The organism is Paenalicyclobacillus macrosporangiidus, from assembly GCF_900116805.1.
Classification (GTDB): Bacteria; Bacillota; Bacilli; order Alicyclobacillales; family Alicyclobacillaceae; genus Alicyclobacillus_H; species Alicyclobacillus_H macrosporangiidus.
In genome coordinates this window covers 44061-61115 of the sequence record NZ_FPBV01000001.1, presented here as the reverse complement: position 1 = coordinate 61115, position 17055 = coordinate 44061, and the positions used below count along the sequence as shown (strand labels likewise).

The 17055-nt window shown below is 66.4% G+C and carries 14 protein-coding genes; 4 read left to right on the top strand and 10 right to left on the bottom strand.

The genetic code is table 11. The features are described from left to right. Positions 1-51 precede the first annotated feature (51 nt). The 7 genes from cydB to BM357_RS00225 form a co-directional block, all read right to left on the bottom strand. Positions 52-1065, bottom strand: a complete 1014-nt coding sequence (cydB, locus tag BM357_RS00260) for a cytochrome d ubiquinol oxidase subunit II (RefSeq protein ID WP_074948470.1) — start codon at positions 1063-1065, stop codon at positions 52-54. 96 nt (positions 1066-1161) lie between these two features. Continuing rightward, a complete protein-coding gene (locus tag BM357_RS00255; RefSeq protein ID WP_074948468.1) occupies positions 1162-2544 on the bottom strand; it encodes a cytochrome ubiquinol oxidase subunit I in 1383 nt (460 codons plus the stop codon). 133 nt (positions 2545-2677) lie between these two features. Further along, complete coding sequence (gluQRS, locus tag BM357_RS00250; RefSeq protein ID WP_074948466.1) at positions 2678-3646, bottom strand: tRNA glutamyl-Q(34) synthetase GluQRS; 969 nt, start codon at positions 3644-3646, stop codon at positions 2678-2680. A 107-nt stretch (positions 3647-3753) separates the two neighbouring features. Beyond that, on the bottom strand, positions 3754-4587 hold the full coding sequence (locus BM357_RS00245; RefSeq protein WP_074948464.1) for a VOC family protein: 834 nt from the start codon (positions 4585-4587) through the stop codon (positions 3754-3756). A 269-nt stretch (positions 4588-4856) separates the two neighbouring features. After that, the gene (locus BM357_RS00235; protein WP_074949179.1) at positions 4857-6245 is read right to left on the bottom strand and encodes an amino acid permease; all 1389 of its coding nucleotides are present in this window, start codon (positions 6243-6245) and stop codon (positions 4857-4859) included. A gap of 395 nt (positions 6246-6640) precedes the next feature. Continuing rightward, complete coding sequence (locus BM357_RS00230) at positions 6641-7993, bottom strand: methyl-accepting chemotaxis protein (protein WP_074948460.1); 1353 nt, start codon at positions 7991-7993, stop codon at positions 6641-6643. Between the two features lie 975 nt (positions 7994-8968). Next, on the bottom strand, positions 8969-9748 hold the full coding sequence (locus BM357_RS00225; RefSeq protein WP_074948459.1) for an enoyl-CoA hydratase-related protein: 780 nt from the start codon (positions 9746-9748) through the stop codon (positions 8969-8971). Positions 9749-9898: 150 nt separating this feature from the next. Here BM357_RS00225 and BM357_RS00220 point away from each other — a divergent pair, with 150 nt between their 5' ends. Together BM357_RS00220 and BM357_RS00215 are read left to right on the top strand one after the other, a co-directional pair. Continuing rightward, positions 9899-10975, top strand: coding sequence for a BAR domain-containing protein (locus tag BM357_RS00220; RefSeq protein ID WP_074948457.1), 1077 nt, complete (start codon positions 9899-9901; stop codon positions 10973-10975). Positions 10976-10993: 18 nt separating this feature from the next. Next, complete coding sequence (locus tag BM357_RS00215) at positions 10994-11854, top strand: protein phosphatase 2C domain-containing protein (protein ID WP_074948455.1); 861 nt, start codon at positions 10994-10996, stop codon at positions 11852-11854. Between the two features lie 97 nt (positions 11855-11951). Here the strand turns inward: BM357_RS00215 and BM357_RS00210 are convergent, their stop codons facing one another. Then, the gene (locus BM357_RS00210) at positions 11952-13001 is read right to left on the bottom strand and encodes an LLM class flavin-dependent oxidoreductase (RefSeq protein ID WP_074948453.1); all 1050 of its coding nucleotides are present in this window, start codon (positions 12999-13001) and stop codon (positions 11952-11954) included. Between the two features lie 54 nt (positions 13002-13055). Beyond that, the gene (locus tag BM357_RS00205) at positions 13056-14018 is read right to left on the bottom strand and encodes an ATP-grasp domain-containing protein (RefSeq protein WP_074949177.1); all 963 of its coding nucleotides are present in this window, start codon (positions 14016-14018) and stop codon (positions 13056-13058) included. A gap of 266 nt (positions 14019-14284) precedes the next feature. Here BM357_RS00205 and BM357_RS00200 point away from each other — a divergent pair, with 266 nt between their 5' ends. Together BM357_RS00200 and BM357_RS00195 are read left to right on the top strand one after the other, a co-directional pair. Then, positions 14285-14887, top strand: coding sequence for a glycerophosphodiester phosphodiesterase (locus tag BM357_RS00200; protein ID WP_175511383.1), 603 nt, complete (start codon positions 14285-14287; stop codon positions 14885-14887). Continuing rightward, entirely contained in the window at positions 14884-16269 is a 1386-nt protein-coding gene (locus tag BM357_RS00195) for an MFS transporter (protein ID WP_074948449.1), read from the top strand. The genes BM357_RS00200 and BM357_RS00195 overlap by 4 nt, the downstream gene beginning before the upstream one ends. A 168-nt stretch (positions 16270-16437) precedes the next feature. Here BM357_RS00195 and BM357_RS20055 read toward each other — a convergent pair whose 3' ends face one another. Then, positions 16438-17049, bottom strand: coding sequence for a hypothetical protein (locus BM357_RS20055; RefSeq protein ID WP_074948447.1), 612 nt, complete (start codon positions 17047-17049; stop codon positions 16438-16440). Positions 17050-17055: the final 6 nt, after the last annotated feature.

The window sequence follows — 17055 nt, the reverse complement described above, 5'->3', positions numbered from 1 at the left end:
CGGCGGAGAATGGGCGGATAAAAAGGGCGGGAGCGCCCGCGCCGCGCCTGCTCAGTACTCCAGATGTTCGGACGCCTTCAGCCGGTGCCGGAACACCCAGTAACTCCAGATTTGATAGAGCACCACCAAGGGCAGCACAGTCAAGGCGATGAAGGTCATCACGCGCAGCGAATACGGGTTGGAAGCGGCGTTGTAGATGGTGAGGCTCCAGTCCGGGTTGAGGGAACTGACCATCACCCGCGGGTACAGGTCCATGAACACCGTGATGGTCGACAGGACAATCGTCAGTGCAGTCATCGTGAAGGCCCAGGCGTCGCGCTTGGCGCGGATGAAAAACTGCACGGAGAAGAGAGAGAGGCCGGCCAGGATGGGGATGGAACCGGGATCGACCCCGAGGCGCGTGAACATGTCCGTCTCGAAGTAACTGAGGATCACAAAGAAGAAGGTCAGCGCGGTCGCCCACGCGCCGATGGCCAAGGCCAGCCGGCGGGCCCGACGCTGGATGGCGCCCTCCGTGCGCAGGGTGAGAAAGAGCGCCCCATGCAACAGGAACAGCAAGACCACGCTCGCCCCGCCCACCACCGAATAGACGCTGATGAGGTCCCAGAAGGTTCCGACGTAGTTCATGTGCTGGTCGATGGGCACGCCGCGCATCAGGTTGGCCAGGGCGACCCCCCAGAGCAAGGGAGGCAGCAGGCTCCCGAAGAAGATGACCCAATCCCAGCCCCGCCGCCAACCGGCGTGCGTGAGCTTGCTGCGGAACTCGAAGGACACCCCGCGGCCAATCAGGGCGATCAACAACAGGAACAGCGCCAGGTAAAACCCGCTGAACAGCGTGGCGTACCAATTCGGGAACGCCGCGAACATGGAGGCGCCGGCGGTGATGAACCAGACCTCGTTGGCGTCCCAGAACGGCCCGATGGTGTTGATGATGACGCGGCGCTCCTCATCGGTCCGGCCGAGAAACGGCACCAACATGCCGACGCCGTAATCGAATCCCTCCAACAGGAAGAACGCCGTGAACAGCGCGCCAATGATGAGGAACCAGATGGTGTTCAAGTCCATGGACAGCATCTCCTTTCCAAAGCGTCGCAGCCACCGCGCGAACCGGCGGCGTCCAGCGTACGGGCCTGGCGATCCGCCGGCCGCACACCATCACATTTACAGCGGTGCGACCTCCAGGCCCTCGTCGTCGGTTCGCTCCCCTTCGAGGACGGGGCCCTCCCGGATCACCTTCATGAACAGGTACAGGTCAATGACCGCCAGGACGCCGTAGATCACGCCGAATCCGAGGAGAGTCGTCCACACCAGGCTCGGCGGCACCGTGGGCGAGACGCCGTCGGCCGTCCGCAGCAGGCCGAACACCACCCACGGCTGGCGGCCCACCTCCGTCATGACCCAGCCCGCGCTGTTCGCCAGGAGCGGCAGGAAGATGGCCGGCACCATCGCCTTCAAGTACCCGGGCCGCTTCTCCAGTCCATCGCGCATCGCCAGATACACCCCGTACAGCGCGAGCAGGATCATCAGGATGCCGGCGGCCACCATGATGCGAAAGCTCCAGAAGGTGGTCCGCACCGGCGGGATGTAGTTGCCCGGTCCGTACTGCTCCTCGTACATGGCCTGAAGCTGGTGGATGCCCGGCACGCTGCCGTGCAGGCGGTTGTAGGCCAGCAAGCTCAACAGGCCGGGAATTTCAATTTCGAAGGTGTTGCGGTGGTTTGCGGAGTCAATCCCCGCCACAATCGCCCACGGCGCCACCTCCGGACTGGTCTCCCAGAGCGCCTCGGACGCGGCCATCTTCATCGGCTGCGCACGCATCAGGTGTTGGGCCTGGTCGTGCCCGACGACGGCCGTCAGGATGCTGGTGACGGTGGCGGCGACAATGGCGATGGTAAAGCAGCGTTTGAAGATGTCGACGCTGCGGCGCTTGAGGATTTGGTAGGCGCTGACGCCGGCGACGAAAAACGCACCGGTGCTGAGCGCCCCCAGCCAGACGTGAGGAAACTCCAGCCACAGCTGCGGATTGGTGATGAGCTGGCCAAAACTGGCCATCTCTGCGTGTGCGCCCCGGACCGCGTGGCCGACCGGCTCCTGCATGAACGCATTGGCGCTCAGGATCCAGAAGGCCGACAGGGTGGTGCCGATGGCGACCAGCCAGATGGACAGCACGTGCACCCGTTTGGACAGCTTGTCCCAACCGAACAGCCACACGGCGAGAAAGGTCGATTCGAGGAAGAACGCCGCCAGGGATTCGATGGCCAGCGGAGCGCCGAACACGTCACCGACGTAGCGGGAATAGCTCGACCAATTCATGCCGAACTGAAACTCCTGCATGATGCCGGTGACGACCCCGACGGCGAAGTTGATGAGGAACAGCTTGCCCCAGAACTTCGTCATCCGCAGGTAGGCCTGGTTGCCCGTGACGGCGTATGCCGTCTCCATGAAGGCGATGAGAAAGGCGAGTCCGATGGTGATGGGCACGAAGAAAAAGTGGTAGATGGTGGTGATGCCGAACTGCCAGCGGGCGAGAATGAGACTGCTCATGCGAGAACCCCTTTCCATGTGCGGTGCCGCAGCCAGGCCCGTCCGCGCCCGCCCCTGTCCGGGGCTGCGCGGCTGCCCGGTTGGCATCCGTGCGCCGCAAATGCATGGAATAGGGTTCCCGCCACAGGAAAATTCATGCTGAGCCGGCACGCAGCCGGCGGAGCAGTTCCGCCGGCAACCGGACCTCCCCGCGGGGGAGCTTCTGGAGGTGCAAGCGGCCCATCAACTCGGCAGGACGCACCGGCTCCGGCTCCTCCATCCACCCGGCCAGATGCGCCAGCCAACCCACAACCGTCTCCGGAGCCACGCCCGCCGCGCGCATGCCCGCCAGAGTCAACAAGGCGTCCCGTTTCGCCAACCGGGTCCCGTCCGGGTTCACCAACAGCGGCACGTGCGCGAACCGCGGCGCCCGCAGGCCGAGGGCCTGGTACAGATACAGTTGGCGCGGGGTGGAATCGAGCAGGTCCCAGCCGCGGACGACGTCCGTGATGGCCATGTCCGCGTCGTCCACCACCACCGCCAATTGGTACGCGACCACCCCGTCGGCCCGTTTCACGATGAAATCTCCGCCGGCGCCCGGCGGAAAGGTCTGAATCCCCGCGATCCCGTCGACGAACGACACCCCGCCGTCCTCCGGCAGCGCGAAGCGCAGCGCCGGGGTCTTGCGTGCGGCGCGGCGGGCCCGTTCCGCCTCGTTCAGGCGGCGGCACCTGCCCGGATACGCGGGACCCTCCGACGCCAACCCGTGCGGTGCGCTGGCGATGGCGGAGAGTTCCGCCCGGCTGCAGTAACACGGGTACAGCCACCCGTCTGCCTGCAGCCGCGCCAGCGCCGCTTCGTACCGATTGCCGCGCTGGCTCTGGCGGTACGGGCCGAACGGCCCGCCCACGTCCGGACCCTCGTCCCAGTCGATGCCGAGCCACCGCAGGTCGGCGAGGATTTGTTCGGCGTAGGACGGGCGGGATCGCGCCGCATCGATGTCTTCCATGCGCAGGACGAACGCCCCTCCCGCTTGGCGCGCGTGCAGCCACGCCACCAGGGCGGTGAAGGCATTGCCCAGGTGGAGCAGGCCGGTCGGGCTCGGCGCAAATCGGCCACGCACCGGCCGGCGGTCGTGTGCACCGTCCTGCGCACGCTCCTGCCCGCAAACCGGCCTACGCTCCAGCCCTCGATCCTGTCCTCGGCCCTGTCCTCGATCCTGCCCGCAGGTCATTCGGACGTCACGACCCACAGCCCGTGCACCGGTGCCCCGGCAGCCTCGAGCCGCCTCGCCGCGTCTGCAGCGGTCCGTGTCCGGACGCCGGCCGTCCGCTCGAACTCGGCCAAAAACGGCCGCTCGCCGACGGTGTCCAGTACGCGCCGCAGCGCGCCCTCCGCAGGCTCCCACACGAAGACCGTCACCTCACCGCAGGTCCAGCGCACGCCGCGCCCCTGTTCCGACGATTCGCAAGGTTCCAGAACGCCCGGGAAATAGGCGTCCATGCTTCGGCGCAGGCGCGCGAGGTCGCCCACCACCGCGTGCACGGCCCGCAGCCGGGGCGCGGCGGCGGGATCGGGGGACAGGCCCGATTGGCGCAGATCGGCCAGGCGGACTTCGTCCGGCGCCGGCCATTCAATGACGAATGGCAAGAGCAGTTTCCCCGGTTCCTGCGCGGGAAACAGCATCCTCCAACGCAACGTCACGCCATCCGGCCGCACCCGTGACGCCTCGATGGGCCCCTCGTGAACCAGCCCCGCCCGGCTCCAGCGGTCGGCCATGCCCACGATGTCGTTCGTGCGCACCGCGAACTGCATGGGCCCCTCGCCCGCTCGCAAAACACGCAGGACGTCGCGGCCGAACGGGCGCTCGGCCGCCACCTCCGGTTTCCGGACTCCGACCCACTCGATGTACGGCAGGCCGAAATAGGCGAGGGCGTTGTAGGTGGCAAACCCCGGATGCTCGCCCCCCGCTACGGTGTGCCAACCGAAGCGATCGGCGAAGGCGTGGCGCGCCCTCTCCGGATCGGATACGGCGTGGATCAGGTGATCAAAGCGAAGATCCACCGGACACCCTCCTCCCTGGATTTCCGCCGGACCGATGCGCGTCATCGTCCGGCACGGATGGAGACCCCGATGGGGTTGAAGACGCAGATGGTGTTCAACAGCCGGGTTCCGCTGTTCGTCTGTATCATACACCTTCCGCATGACAAAACGGCCACCCGCGCCGCGGCGGCCTTGGGCCGGGGGCGGATGGCCTATCGTAGCACCGGACGGACAACCGGTTGGGCGCGGCGCGTGCCTTCGCACGTGCGCACCGTCCGTGCCGCCGGGCGTCAATGAACGTCGAAATCCACCTCTTGCAAAGGGATGACCTTCGTCTTTTTCACCAGTTTGTAGCCGAGCCACAGGAACAGGAACAGCGGGATCCCGATATAGGTGGCCAGGACGCCGGCCCAGTCAATCTGCCCGCCGACAAACGCACTGATATCCTGTCCGATGATGACGAGCCCGCACAGCACCGCGGCCAGGATGGGCCCGAACGGATACGCCTTCGCGCGGTAGGCCAGTGCGTCCAGATCACGCCCCTGGACCAGGTACGCCTTGCGGAACCGGTAGTGGCTCACGGCGACGCCGAACCAGGCCAAAAAGCCGGTGAGGCTGGCCGCGTTGAGCATCCAGGTGTAGACCACGCCGTTGCCGACCAGGGACGACAGAAAGGCGACGAAGCCGATCACCGTGTTCGCGTACAAGGCGTGCATGGGAACGCCGCGCCGGTCCACCCGGGCAAACCACCGCGGCGCCTTGCCCTCGCGCGCCAGCGCCCACAACATGCGGCTCGACGCGTAGAGGGCGGAGTTGCCCGCCGACAGGACCGCCGTGAGGATGACCGCATTCATCACCGCCGCTGCGAACGCCAGCCCCGCCCGCTGGAACACCAAGGTAAACGGGCTGATGGCGACGTGATCGACACTGGCATTGAGCAGATTCGGATCCGTGTAGGGGATGAGCATGCCCATCACAAAGATGGCCAACACGTAGAACAACAGGATCCGCCAAAACACCTGCCGGATGGCCTTCGGCACCGTCTCGCGCGGGTTCTCGCTCTCTCCCGCGGCCAGGCCGACCAGTTCCGTGCCCTGGAACGCGAAGCCCGCCACCATCACCGTGCCGAGCAGGCCGAGCCAGCCGCCGTGAAACGGTGACCCTCCCGTGTTGAACGTGTGGAATCCCACCGGGTGGCCGCCCAGGATGCCGAAGATCATCAACACGCCGACGGTCAGAAAGACGAGGATGGTCAGGACCTTGACCCCCGCGAACCAGTACTCGCCCTCACCGTACCCTTTGACCGACACGACGTTCAGCAAGAACAGGAGAGCGAGGAACAGGGCGCTCCACACCACGGACGGGGTGTTGGGGAACCAATACTTCATCACGATGGCCCCCGCCGCCAGTTCCGCCGGCAGCGTTACCGCCCACGTGTACCAGTAATTCCAGCCGAGGGCGAAGCCCAGCGCGGGATCGACAAAGCGGGAGGCGTATTGCTCAAACGATCCCGCCACCGGCATGAACGTCGCCATCTCGCCCAGGCTGGTCATCACGAAGTACACCATGAGGCCCACGATGGCATACGCCAGCAGCGCTCCGCCCGGCCCCGCCGTCGCGATGGACGATCCGCTGGCCACAAACAACCCGGTGCCGACAGCTCCGCCGATGGAGATCATGGACAAATGCCGCTGCCGCAGCCCCCGCCGCAGCCCGTCGTCTGCAGCCGAGGCCCCCGCGGTGGCCCCGCCGGCGGCCCCGCGGGTCCCGGCGCCACCGTCCGCTGACGTCTGTGCGGGCGTGCCCGGGTGCGATTCCAAACGAACGCTCGCCATGCGCAACACTCCTCTATCCATCCGAAGGCCCTCCGTCCGGCGGGTCTTTGAATGGGCCTGTGGTCACAGGATGCAGCTCTGCATAATTATCGACAGAACCTCATAACCCTGTACCATCCTAACGAGTCAGCGTTCGCTTGGCAACCAGAAATGGTTTCCGCACCGGATGCAACCGCATTCGACGTCCGTGCTCGTCGCCGCGTGCTCGTCGCCGGAGGATCGCTCACCCCCTCCTGGGATCACCCCTCCTGGAACCGGGGAACCTCCTCTTCCCACGAAAACTGGTCCGCCAGCCGTCGCAACGTGCGAGCCATCTCACGGACGTCCTCGGAGCTGGCCGTGACCTCCTCCATCATGGCGAGTTGCTCCTGACTGGCCGCGGCCACGGTTTCCGCGAGCTCGGTCTGCTGCTCGGCGGCGGCGACCAGTTCCGTCATGTTCTGCTTCACCGTCTGCGCGCGCGCCCCAATCTCCGAAGCCGCCTTTTCAATCTCTGCGATATAGGCGTCCTGCTGCGCCAAATCTTCCACAATGGACAGGAAGGTGGCCGCCGCCGACTCTGCCGCGCGTTGACCGGCTTCGACCGCGGCCGCGACCGACTGCGCCGCGGCCAGGGAGGCGGTGGCCTGGCGGCCCATCTCCGACACCACCGTGTGAACGCGGTCCGAGGCCGACTTCGCCTGCGCTGCAAGGCGCCGCACCTCGTCCGCGACCACCGTGAAGCCGCGCGCCTCTTCGCCGGCCCGGGCCGCCTCGATGGCCGCATTCAAAGCCAACAGTTGTGTCTGGTCCGCAATCTCCTGAATCCACTGGGTGATCTCCTTCACCTGGTCCGCCTGCGCACACAGGGACTCGGCTTGGCGGGTCATGTCGCTGGCCTGCTGCCGCATGACCAGCATCCGCTCCGCGGTCTGCTGCATCTCCGCTTTGCCCGCATCCACCTTGCCCCGGCTCACCTGTGACAACCGGGTGGCCATGTCGCCGAGGCGCTGGATCCGTTCCACGGCTTCCGCCGTCTCCCGCATGCGCATCTCCGTCTCCAAAATCTCCTGCCGCTGAACCTGCATGCGCTCCTGAATATCACTCACGGAGGCCGCTGTCTGTTCTGATGCCTGGGTGGTCTGCTGGGCACTTGCACTGAGTTCCTCTGCCGACTGCGTCAACCGCAGGGACGCCTCTTTCAAGTGCTGAAGGGTGTCGCGCATGTTCCCTTTGGCCTGGCGCAGGGCTTCCACGACCGCCACCAGATCCGTATGCCCCGACACGTTCAACTCCCGATCGCCCACGTCCCCCTGGGCCAAACGCTGCATCTCGTGGTACAGCAGCCCGATGGGCCGAAGCAACACCCGAAGGCGCAGTTGGACCAACGCCGCCAACACCACAATGCCGGCGATGATGGAGCCAAACGTCCAACGCAGCCACCCGTTGAGGGTGTGGCTCATGGTGCGCCACATGACGAGATCGAACACAATGGCACCCATGGAAGCCCCTATCCAGTACAACGTCACCTCACCGCGGATCTGCCGGAAGAAAGGTACCCACGCCACACGTTCTCCTTCCGAATTCCCCGGTTCCACATGCTTGTACGCCACGGTACAAACTCCCCTCCTTCAATCCCTTTCGAAACAATGATTTCCCCCTCTACATTCTCAAACCTTAATGGATGGAGGGACTGGGTTCCAGACCCGTTCGGAGGGTCTGCGCCTCATCCTGTTGAACTATCAGCAACATTCCGTAATGATTCCATCTCTGGTCCTGAGCGCGATGCGCGCGAGGAACCAGGGCACGGGGGAGACGGAGAGGGCGCCGTGGGGCGTAGAGGCGTGGGCGCAGGGGCGGGGACATGGATGTGGAAGGGGGGTTGGCGAGGGCACAGCGCCGGGGACATGGCGGAGACGGGGCGCATTAGGGCGAGGCCGTGGCGCGTGGCGGTGAGGATGAGGCGCGCGGGCGAGCGCCCGGGGGCAAACTTGAGACGGCAGGAGCGTAGGCGAGGTGGGGTCGGTGAGGGTCTGAGGACGCGGGCGGGTGCATGGTAATGCCCGCGAGAGACGGGAGACGACATGATAACCCGCACGAGGCAGGATGCGACGGCGTGGTCGAGCCCGGGAAACGGGGCATGAGGCGTTGGAGTCGTACCCGTGGGACGGGCCATGAGGCGCCGTAGTTGTGCACGGCAGGCGGGCCATGGGGATAAGATAGGTTTTGATGGTATCGAGTCTCAAGAACAGGACAATACGAACCCTTTTGACGTTATTTCAGCCTCCATCGACTGAGTAAGGCGAAAACTTTCATTTTCGAGGCCGACGGTGCCTCCGGCGGGCCCGGATCAACCCGGATAAAGCCGAAACTGTTCGTATGCGCGCCCTCAACCGTTCACATAAATACAAATGCGTTGCTATCCCGTCCCGAGCCCAGTCGAATAAACACAATTTCGTTCACGACCGCCTTGACCATGGCGATCGCGGACCCCACATCCCCCCATTGCCCCCCAATCACGGCCCAGTCTCGCGCCTCCTGCCGCAACCTCCTCCTGCCACAGCCTCTCGTGCCACAACGCAACGGCCTCACCGGCCGCGGAACACCGGCTTACGCTTCTCCAGGAATGCCCGCAGGCCTTCGCGATGGTCCTCCGTCTGCCCGGCCAACTGCTGCAGCTCGGCCTCCAGGGCGAGCTGGTCGCGGAGGGACGCGTGCATACCCTGGTACAGGGCCCGTTTGGTGTAGGCGATGGCCCGCGTCGGCAGAGCCGCCAACCGTTCCGCCAGTTGCTCCGCGTGCGCGGCCAGCTCGTCGTGCGGGACCACCCGGTTCACCAGCCCGATGCGCAACGCCTCCTCCGCCGACACCGGCTCGCCGAGCAGCGCCAGTTCCATGGCCTTCGTCAACCCGACCATTCTCGGCAGAAACCAGGTCGCCCCGGAATCCGGCACGAGCCCGATGTGGACAAACGCCTGCACGAAGGAAGCTCGATCCGAAGCCAACCGGAGATCGCACGCCAACGCCAGGCTGGCCCCCGCTCCGGCCGCCACCCCGTTCACCACGGCCACCACCGGCTTCTCCAGCGATGTGATGGCTTCCACCAAGGGATTGTATCCGCTTTCCACGAGCCCCCGGTAATCCGTATCCGGGCGCTCTTCCACGAGGCGCAGGTCCTGTCCTGCGCAGAAGGCCCGCCCCTCCCCCGTCAGGATCACCGCCCGCACAGCGTCGCTTTGCTGCACGCGGCCAAACGCGTCCCGCAACTCCGTCAGCATTTGCGGCGTGATCGCGTTCAACCGATCCGGCCGGTTCAGGGTGATCACAGCCACACGCCCTCGTTCTTCGTAGCGAATCGCTTCGTACATCCCGGTTCCTCCCCCGCCCGCTCATCCTGGCTTCCGTTTTCCAACAGGTTCCGCTTTTCGGAACATCCGCTCGACGATCCGATGGCAGATTCACCGCCGGCCTCTTTATTATACAATGGATGGCAGATTCGCCGCCGCGGAGGTGCATCCATGTCGACGCAACTGCGCCCAGACACCGACGGGTTGGCCGCCGTCGTCGCCCAGTTTCGGGCGTTGCCGCCAGAGCAGGATCGGGCTTTTGAGGTGCAGGCCGCCAAGATCGCGGAGCACGCGGACGCCCGGCTCATCCACCAACTGCAGCAGTTCCTCGCGGGCCGGCTCAGCTTGCCGGATGCGCCGGAGGACGAGGACCGGATCCGGTTTTGCGCGTACTTCGTGATCGCCACCTATGCGCGACGGATGAAGGAACCCGTCTGGTACGACGCGTTGCGCCCCTACCGGCCAGAGTTCCGATCCCGCGTGTTGTTCGATCACGTGGACTCCCTGATGCTCAAGAGCCAACGCCAATGGCTGCCGTCGTTGGAAGCCGCCGAACGGGCGCTCGACAAGCTTCCGGACCATGTGGGCGTGCTGCACAACTTCGCCGAAGCGGTGGTGCTGGCAAAGGAGAACGGGTGCGAGGTCACCGAAGACCAACTGGAACGGGCGCGGGCGGCGGTCACCCGCGCCATCTCCATCGAGGCGTATCCCAAATTCTACGCCACCTATGGGCGGCTCGAGGCTTTGCTCGGCCACTATGATCGCGCGATGGATCTCGTCCACCGCGCCATCGACGAGGAGAGCTCGGACAAGCTCGACTACCCGATTCGGCTCGCCGACTACCAGACGCATCTGACGAACATCCACCTGGCCAAAGCGTCCAACGAGCTGGAGACGCAGCTGCGGGAGACGCAGCGTCAGCTGGCGGCCGCCCGCGAGGAGTTTGACCAGGTGAACGCCCGCGTCAACCAGTCCATCGACGAACTGAAACGGGAGAGCCTGCAGATCCTCGGATTTTTCACCGCGGCCCTGAGCTTGACCATCGGATCCATCCAGATCCTCAGCAAGCAGTCGTTCGCCGATGCGGCGATGCTGTTGATCCTGCTCGGCGGGGTTTTGCTGATGGTGTACGGAGGATTCATCCTCACCATCGGCGGGCTGCCGAATCGGCGCACACCCGTCTGGCTGTCGATGGGATTGGGCGCGCTCTTGATCCTGGTCGGGCTGATTGTGCATCACGACGTGTGAGATGACAGGCGGTGCAAGATGCGAATCGAGTGTTTGGAAATGATCAGCCAAAAAGGGGTCGGCCAGCACAACGAGGACCGGGCGGTGTGCACCGCCCGCGGGGCCGCCGTGATGGACGGCGCGACCGGGTTGGGCGGGCGCCGTCACTTCTCCGACGCGTCGGACGCGGCGTGGTTCGCAGAAACGCTGGCCGGGGCCTTGTCCCAATTGCTCTGCGACGACCGGCCGCTCCTGGACAACCTGGCCGAGGCGGTGCGGGCTGTCCGGCGGGAGGCGGATCGCCGCGCTTTCGAGTGGCGATCGCTCTTGCCGTATGAGCAACCGAGTGCATCCCTGGCCGCGGTGAAGCTGCGAGAGGACGCCCTGGAGTACGCCATCCTCGGCGACTGCACCTTGGCGCTCCGCGCCGTCGCGGGCCCGGTGCAGGTCTTCTCCGATCCGCGGCTCGCCCCGCTCGACGAGGCGGTCATCCGCTTCATCCACGAGCGGCAGGGCCACGGCGTGGCCTATGAGGAAGCCAAGGCACAGGCGCTGCCGCTGCTGCGGGCCAACCGCAGCCGCATGAACACGCCGGGCGGCTACTTCGCCGCAAGCCTCGACGGTACAGGGATTCCCCACGCCGTGACCGGCCGGCTGCCTGCCGAGGCCGGCTTGCACGGGGTCCTCGCCAGCGACGGGTTCTCCCGCGCCGTCGATCTGTTCCGGCTCACCGACTGGGCAGCCCTCACCGGCGCCATTCGATCCGGAGAGGCGGGGCCCCTCGCCGTGGCGGCGGATCGATTGCGCCAAGCGGAGGCAAGCGATCCAGACTGCCTCCGCCACCCCCGGCTGAAGGTGTCGGACGACGCGACCGCCATCCGGTTCGAGATCCGGGCATGAACGGCAGGCGGCCAGGAGGGCTTCCGTCCCCCCCTGGCCGCACCGCGCAACGTGCCGCCACGCATCCGCCCGCGAGGCGATCCGTCGCGCCGTCGCCTCACGCCCGCGTCAACGCGCGCTTTTCCTCCACCAACGGCATCACGTCCCGCGCGAACCGTTCCATCTCCTCCAGCTGCGGCGAGAACTGGAGCAGCAACAAGTCCAGGCCCGCCCGCTCGTACGCGAGGATGCGATCCGCTATCTGTTCCGGCGTCCCGATGAGGTTCGGCCGCAAGCCGCGGTTGGACACCGAGTAGTCGTACAGGCTCAGCTTCAGCTCCAGTTGCGATTTCGTCGTGAAATCCCCGAAGCTGGCGTACCCCCCGGCCGCCTTGACGTCCGTGATGCGGGCCAGCTCCGCCTCGGCCTCCGCCTCCGTGTCACGGCAGATCACGTAGGCCGCCATACCGAAGTGCCGGAAGGGGAGCTTGCCTTTCTCGACGCGGCGGCGCTGCATGTCTTCAATCTTGGCGGAGATCTCCTCCACCGTGCCGCCGTGCATCACGTAGGCGTCGCAGCATTCGGCGATGGTGTCTTTGCCCCGCTCGCTCTCCCCGCCCGCGTACAGCACCGGGTTCGGCCGCTGGACGGGCTTCGGGGCGAGCCTCGCGTTCTGGATCTGATAATACTTGCCTTCGTACGTGAACACATCCTGCGTCCAGAGCCCCTTGAGCACGTCGACGAACTCCAGCGTCCGCTCGTAGCGGCTGTCGTGCTCGGTGAACACGCCCCCGTACTGGCGCGCCTCCTCGGCCCACCAGGCGGAGACCACGTTGAGGGTGAACCGGCCCTGGCTGAGCCTGTCGATGTTCGCCGCCATCTTCGCCGTCACGGCGGGATTGTGGAAGCCCGGCCGCACCGCCGTCATGATCTCCAGCTTCTCCGTCACCGCCGCCAGGGCGGCCGCCGTCGTCCAGGCCTCCAGGCAATCCGCCTCCGGGCCCTTGATGTCATTCAGGTACAGCTCGGCGATGAGCGTGGTGTCGTAGCCCCACCGCTCCGCGGACTGGGCCACCCGCTTCGCGTACTCGAACGTCGCCGGCATCCCCTCGTCCTCGACGTTGCGCAGCCAACCGCCGAAGACGGGCATCCAAAATCCGTATCTCATGCTCGTCTGTCTCCTCTCCGCTCGGCTGCGGCGCACCTCTGCGATTCACCCGCATCAACGGACGGCCGACGCCAACTCCGCCTCCACCCGTTGCAGCTGCGCGCCGAGGAACTCGGCCACCGCGCGCATGCCGGACACACCTGCCGCCGCCTCGGCGTCGGAATTGTAGTTGGTGTTGGTGTTGACGTCGTACGTGTAGATCACGCCGTCCGCATCGCGGATGAACTCGATGCCCGCAATCTGAATGCCGTGATCGGCCAGGAACGCCTCGTATTGGCGCAGAATGGGATCGTCGAAACCGTCGATGACCTGAAACTTGGGCTTATTTGGCACCGATTCGCCCACCGGGCAGAACAGATCCCCGACCTGACAGGCGTCCGCCGGGCAAAGCTGAAACCCTTGGGAAGTGTCGACCCGCACAGCGTACAAAAACTTGCCGCCGACGAACTCGCAGCGGGTGATGTACGGCTCGGGCGCCTGGATGTACTCCTGGAGCAATGTGATGCCATCCACCGGCGCCTCGTAGCCGGGGCCGTCCAAATACTCCTGCAGCGCTTCGACCGAATAGAACAACTGCACGCCGAGCCCCTTCCCGGCCCGGTTGTGCTTGGTGATGAACGGTCTGCCGCAGAACCGCTCGGCGGCCGCCAGGACGTGTGCGCGCCCGACCGCCGCCACCGTCTCCGGCGTGCGGATGCCGTACCGGCGCAGCGCCATGTACTGGTTGACCTTGCTGACCTCCAGTTGCAGCGCGCGCGATCCGTTGAACACCACGCGACCGTGCGCCTCCAGCCAAGCGAGCACCGCCCCCGTCAACTCCGGCGCGAAGCGGTGGCCGCGGGTGTGCGAGGACGCGCTCATGCGGGAGTAGAACACGCCCTGCGGCGGTTCCTCCGACAGATCCACCCGCCCCTCGTCCAGGTGCCACAGCTCGTACGGCAGGCCGAGCTGGTCCAGATGCCGGGTCAGATGGACCGTCCACTCGTCGTTTTCGTGAATCACGTAGATTTTCGCCACGGCCAACTCCCCTCCCTCGTTCGCATTCATCGTACAGAAGAATGAAGCGGAATACCATGCTTTTTCGTGAAACTCACCGACAAGGGAAATCCGCCTGCACCACGAATGATCTGGAGTGTGATGACACGCGACGTGGACCTCGGGACCACCGGGGCCCCGGCGAAGAGGAGGCCGAACGAGGCATGTGGGTGGTGGCGCACCGCGGCGGAGCGGAACTGTATCCAGAAAATTCGATGACCGCGTTCACAAAGCTGGCGTAGATGGGTGTGGACCTGGTGGAGTGCGACGTGCATGTGAGCCGAGACGGCGAGCTGGTGGTGATCCATGACGACAACCTTTTGCGCACCGCCGGCATCGACAAGCCCGTGAGCGAGCTGACCTCGGCCGAGCTCCGCCAGGTGGACGTTGGCGACGGGCAGGGGGTGCCGTTGTTGGCCGACGTGATGGACGCCATCTCCATCCCCGTGGCGGTGGAGCTCAAGACGCCGCAGACCGTCAAAGCCCTCGCCCGGCTGTTGGCAGCGCGCCCCGCGCTGGTCGAGCGCATCGTGCCGCTGTCGTTCTTCCACGACATCCTGCTGCACCTGGCGAAAGCCTTTCCTGGACTGCAGTGCGGCGCGCTTCTGGCGGGTTATCCGGTCGATCCGGTCGCCGTCGCCCGCTCCGCCGGCTGCACGATGCTGTCGCTCCACTTCGAGGGCGTGACAAAGGCCTATGTCGACCGCTGCCACCAGGGCGGCGTGCTGGTGTCGGTGTGGACGCCGAACCGCGAGGAAGACATCCGGCGGATGGTGGAAGCGGGCGTGGACGCCATCGGGTCGGACCGGCCGGACCTGGTGCTGAAGTTGGTCGGGAGGAGTCGCGGGTGAGCCGGCCGTCCCGTCCGTCCCAGACCGCCGCCACATCCCCCGAATCCGGTGCGGCCACCCCCCGCGGGCTCGTGCACGTCCTCGGTATGGCAGGGTCGGCGCGCAACGTCGGATTCGCCGCGAACAAGGTGTTTGCCGCCGCCATGCTGGAGTCGTTTCACGCCTCGCAGCCGGTCATCGGCTTCGTGCTCGCCCTGGAGGGCCTGTTCGGCCTCGTCCTCAACCCGTTGACCGGGTGGATGAGTGATCACGCCCGGCGCCCGGGCTGGCGCCGCAAGGCATACGTGCTCATCTGCCTGCCCGCAGCCGCGCTGCTGTGGTTGGTGTTCGCGTACGCCCACTCCTTTGTCCTCGCGGCGGCGGCCCTGACGCTGTTCTATGTGTTCCAGCAGAGTTGCGCCAGTCCATATCATGCCTGGATGCCGGACGTCGTGCCCCGGGATCGGTGGGGCGTCGCCTCCGGGTACCTGAACCTGTGGTGGCAACTCGGCAACCTGCTGTCGTTCCTCGTGATCCCGTTGGTGTGGACCGCCTCGCACACGGCCGGATTCTGGATGACGGCCTTGCTGATGGCCGTCGGCGGAGTGTGGACCGGGCTCGGCGTTCCGGAGCGCGCCATCCCCCACCCCAAGACGGTGGCGAAAGGCCCGGGCCCCACCGCTCGTGCTGCCGTTGCTCCCGAGGCTACTCCCGGCGATCGCTGCGCCGGCAGCGCCGCGGAAGCGTCCCCCGCCCCCGGAGGCCATCCCTACCGCCAGTTGCTGCGCGGAAACCTTCTGCTCTATTTCATTGCCCAGGCGTTCGCGTGGCTCGCATTCGAAGCCATCGCGTCGTTTTTCACCCTGTTCGTGACCCACGTGGCGCACGGCACCCTGCTCCAGTCGGCCCTCGCCATGTCGGTCTTCACCGCCACCGGCATGCTGGCCGCCGTGTGGGCGGGGCGATGGTACCGCCGCTGGATGCCGCAGCGGCTGATTGCCGTCGTGATGACGCTCTTCGGGCTGCTCGCGCTGTGCGGGCTGGTGGTCCACACCATGGTGTGGGTGTTTATCATCGTCGCCATCGAGGGCGTGTTCTGGTCGGCCAACCTGACCGTCGCCTATGCGCTCGCTACCGACCTGTTGCGCGCCGAGGCCGGGGAGGATCTCGCGGCCCGTATGCGGGGCAGGTTGTACGGATTCGGCAACTTCGTCCAGTCCATCGGCCTGATGGTCGCCGCCCCGGTGGCGGGTTTGGTCATCCGGGCCGCCGGCGGCAACTACGCCGGCATGTTCCTGGTCTCCTGCCTCGCGGCGCTCATGTGCGCCCTCTTGGCCCTGTGCATCCGAACGCGGGTGCACGTCCCGGCTGCGACCGAGCGGGCCGCCGGGTCGCAGGCGTGACCGGCACCGGGCCCGCTTGCCTGCCGCCTGAGCCGGGCCCCTTGCCTGCCGCATGCCTGAGCCGCGCCGGGCCCCGACCATGCCAACCCGCACCGGACCCCCGCACCGGGTATGCGCGCGTGACCCTTCTCGGCGCCCGCTCTTCGCGCGGGCGCCGGATTCCGTCATCTACCGGGTGCTCGCCGACCGGCGAAGGCTCGGTCCGAAGGGGGAGTACCCCTCTTCCCCGGGTATCGGCGTCTGGCGCTCCAGGCCGGCTGCGTCGCCGAAGCGGTTGACGAAGTCAATCACGTCGAGGCGGTGGATCTGCCCGAGCATCGCCATCGGCTCGTTGCGCAGCCCGGGTTGAATCGGGTTGAGCGTCACCGGCTGCGCGGTGCCCTGGCGGATGGGCACGTCGAACACCACGGTCTCGTTGTGGCCCAAGGCGACGCACAGCGCGTTGACAAACCCGAGACCGGGGAAGCGCGGGTCCCGCGGCACCGTCACCGTCGTCCGCCAGATCCCGTCTCCGTCCGTGAGGCCGGTTTTGACCAAGCGCCCGTTCTGGCCGATGAGCACCACCCGCGCGCCCGGGATGGCGCGAAAGTCGGGGGAAGACACCACGCGAAACTGGATTGTGGCCGTGACGTTCGCCACCGGCGCCGGAGCGGCCTGGGGGGCCGGACGAGCCGGGGCCGGGCCGGGAGCCGGGGTCTGCGCGAACGCCGGCGACGGCCACACCGCAGCCATGCCGCAAACGCAGAGGAATGAAGCCAAACGGATTCTCCAATCGCCCACAAGCGT

Coding starts and splice junctions, on each gene's coding strand:
- BM357_RS00225 (WP_074948459.1), bottom strand. CDS start 9,748: ATGTACGAAGCGATTCGCTACGAAGAACGAGGGCGTGTGGCTGTGATC.
- BM357_RS00215 (WP_074948455.1), top strand. CDS start 10,994: ATGCGAATCGAGTGTTTGGAAATGATCAGCCAAAAAGGGGTCGGCCAG.
- BM357_RS00220 (WP_074948457.1), top strand. CDS start 9,899: ATGTCGACGCAACTGCGCCCAGACACCGACGGGTTGGCCGCCGTCGTC.
- cydB (WP_074948470.1), bottom strand. CDS start 1,065: ATGGACTTGAACACCATCTGGTTCCTCATCATTGGCGCGCTGTTCACG.
- BM357_RS00235 (WP_074949179.1), bottom strand. CDS start 6,245: ATGATCTCCATCGGCGGAGCTGTCGGCACCGGGTTGTTTGTGGCCAGC.
- BM357_RS00210 (WP_074948453.1), bottom strand. CDS start 13,001: ATGAGATACGGATTTTGGATGCCCGTCTTCGGCGGTTGGCTGCGCAAC.
- BM357_RS00255 (WP_074948468.1), bottom strand. CDS start 2,544: ATGAGCAGTCTCATTCTCGCCCGCTGGCAGTTCGGCATCACCACCATC.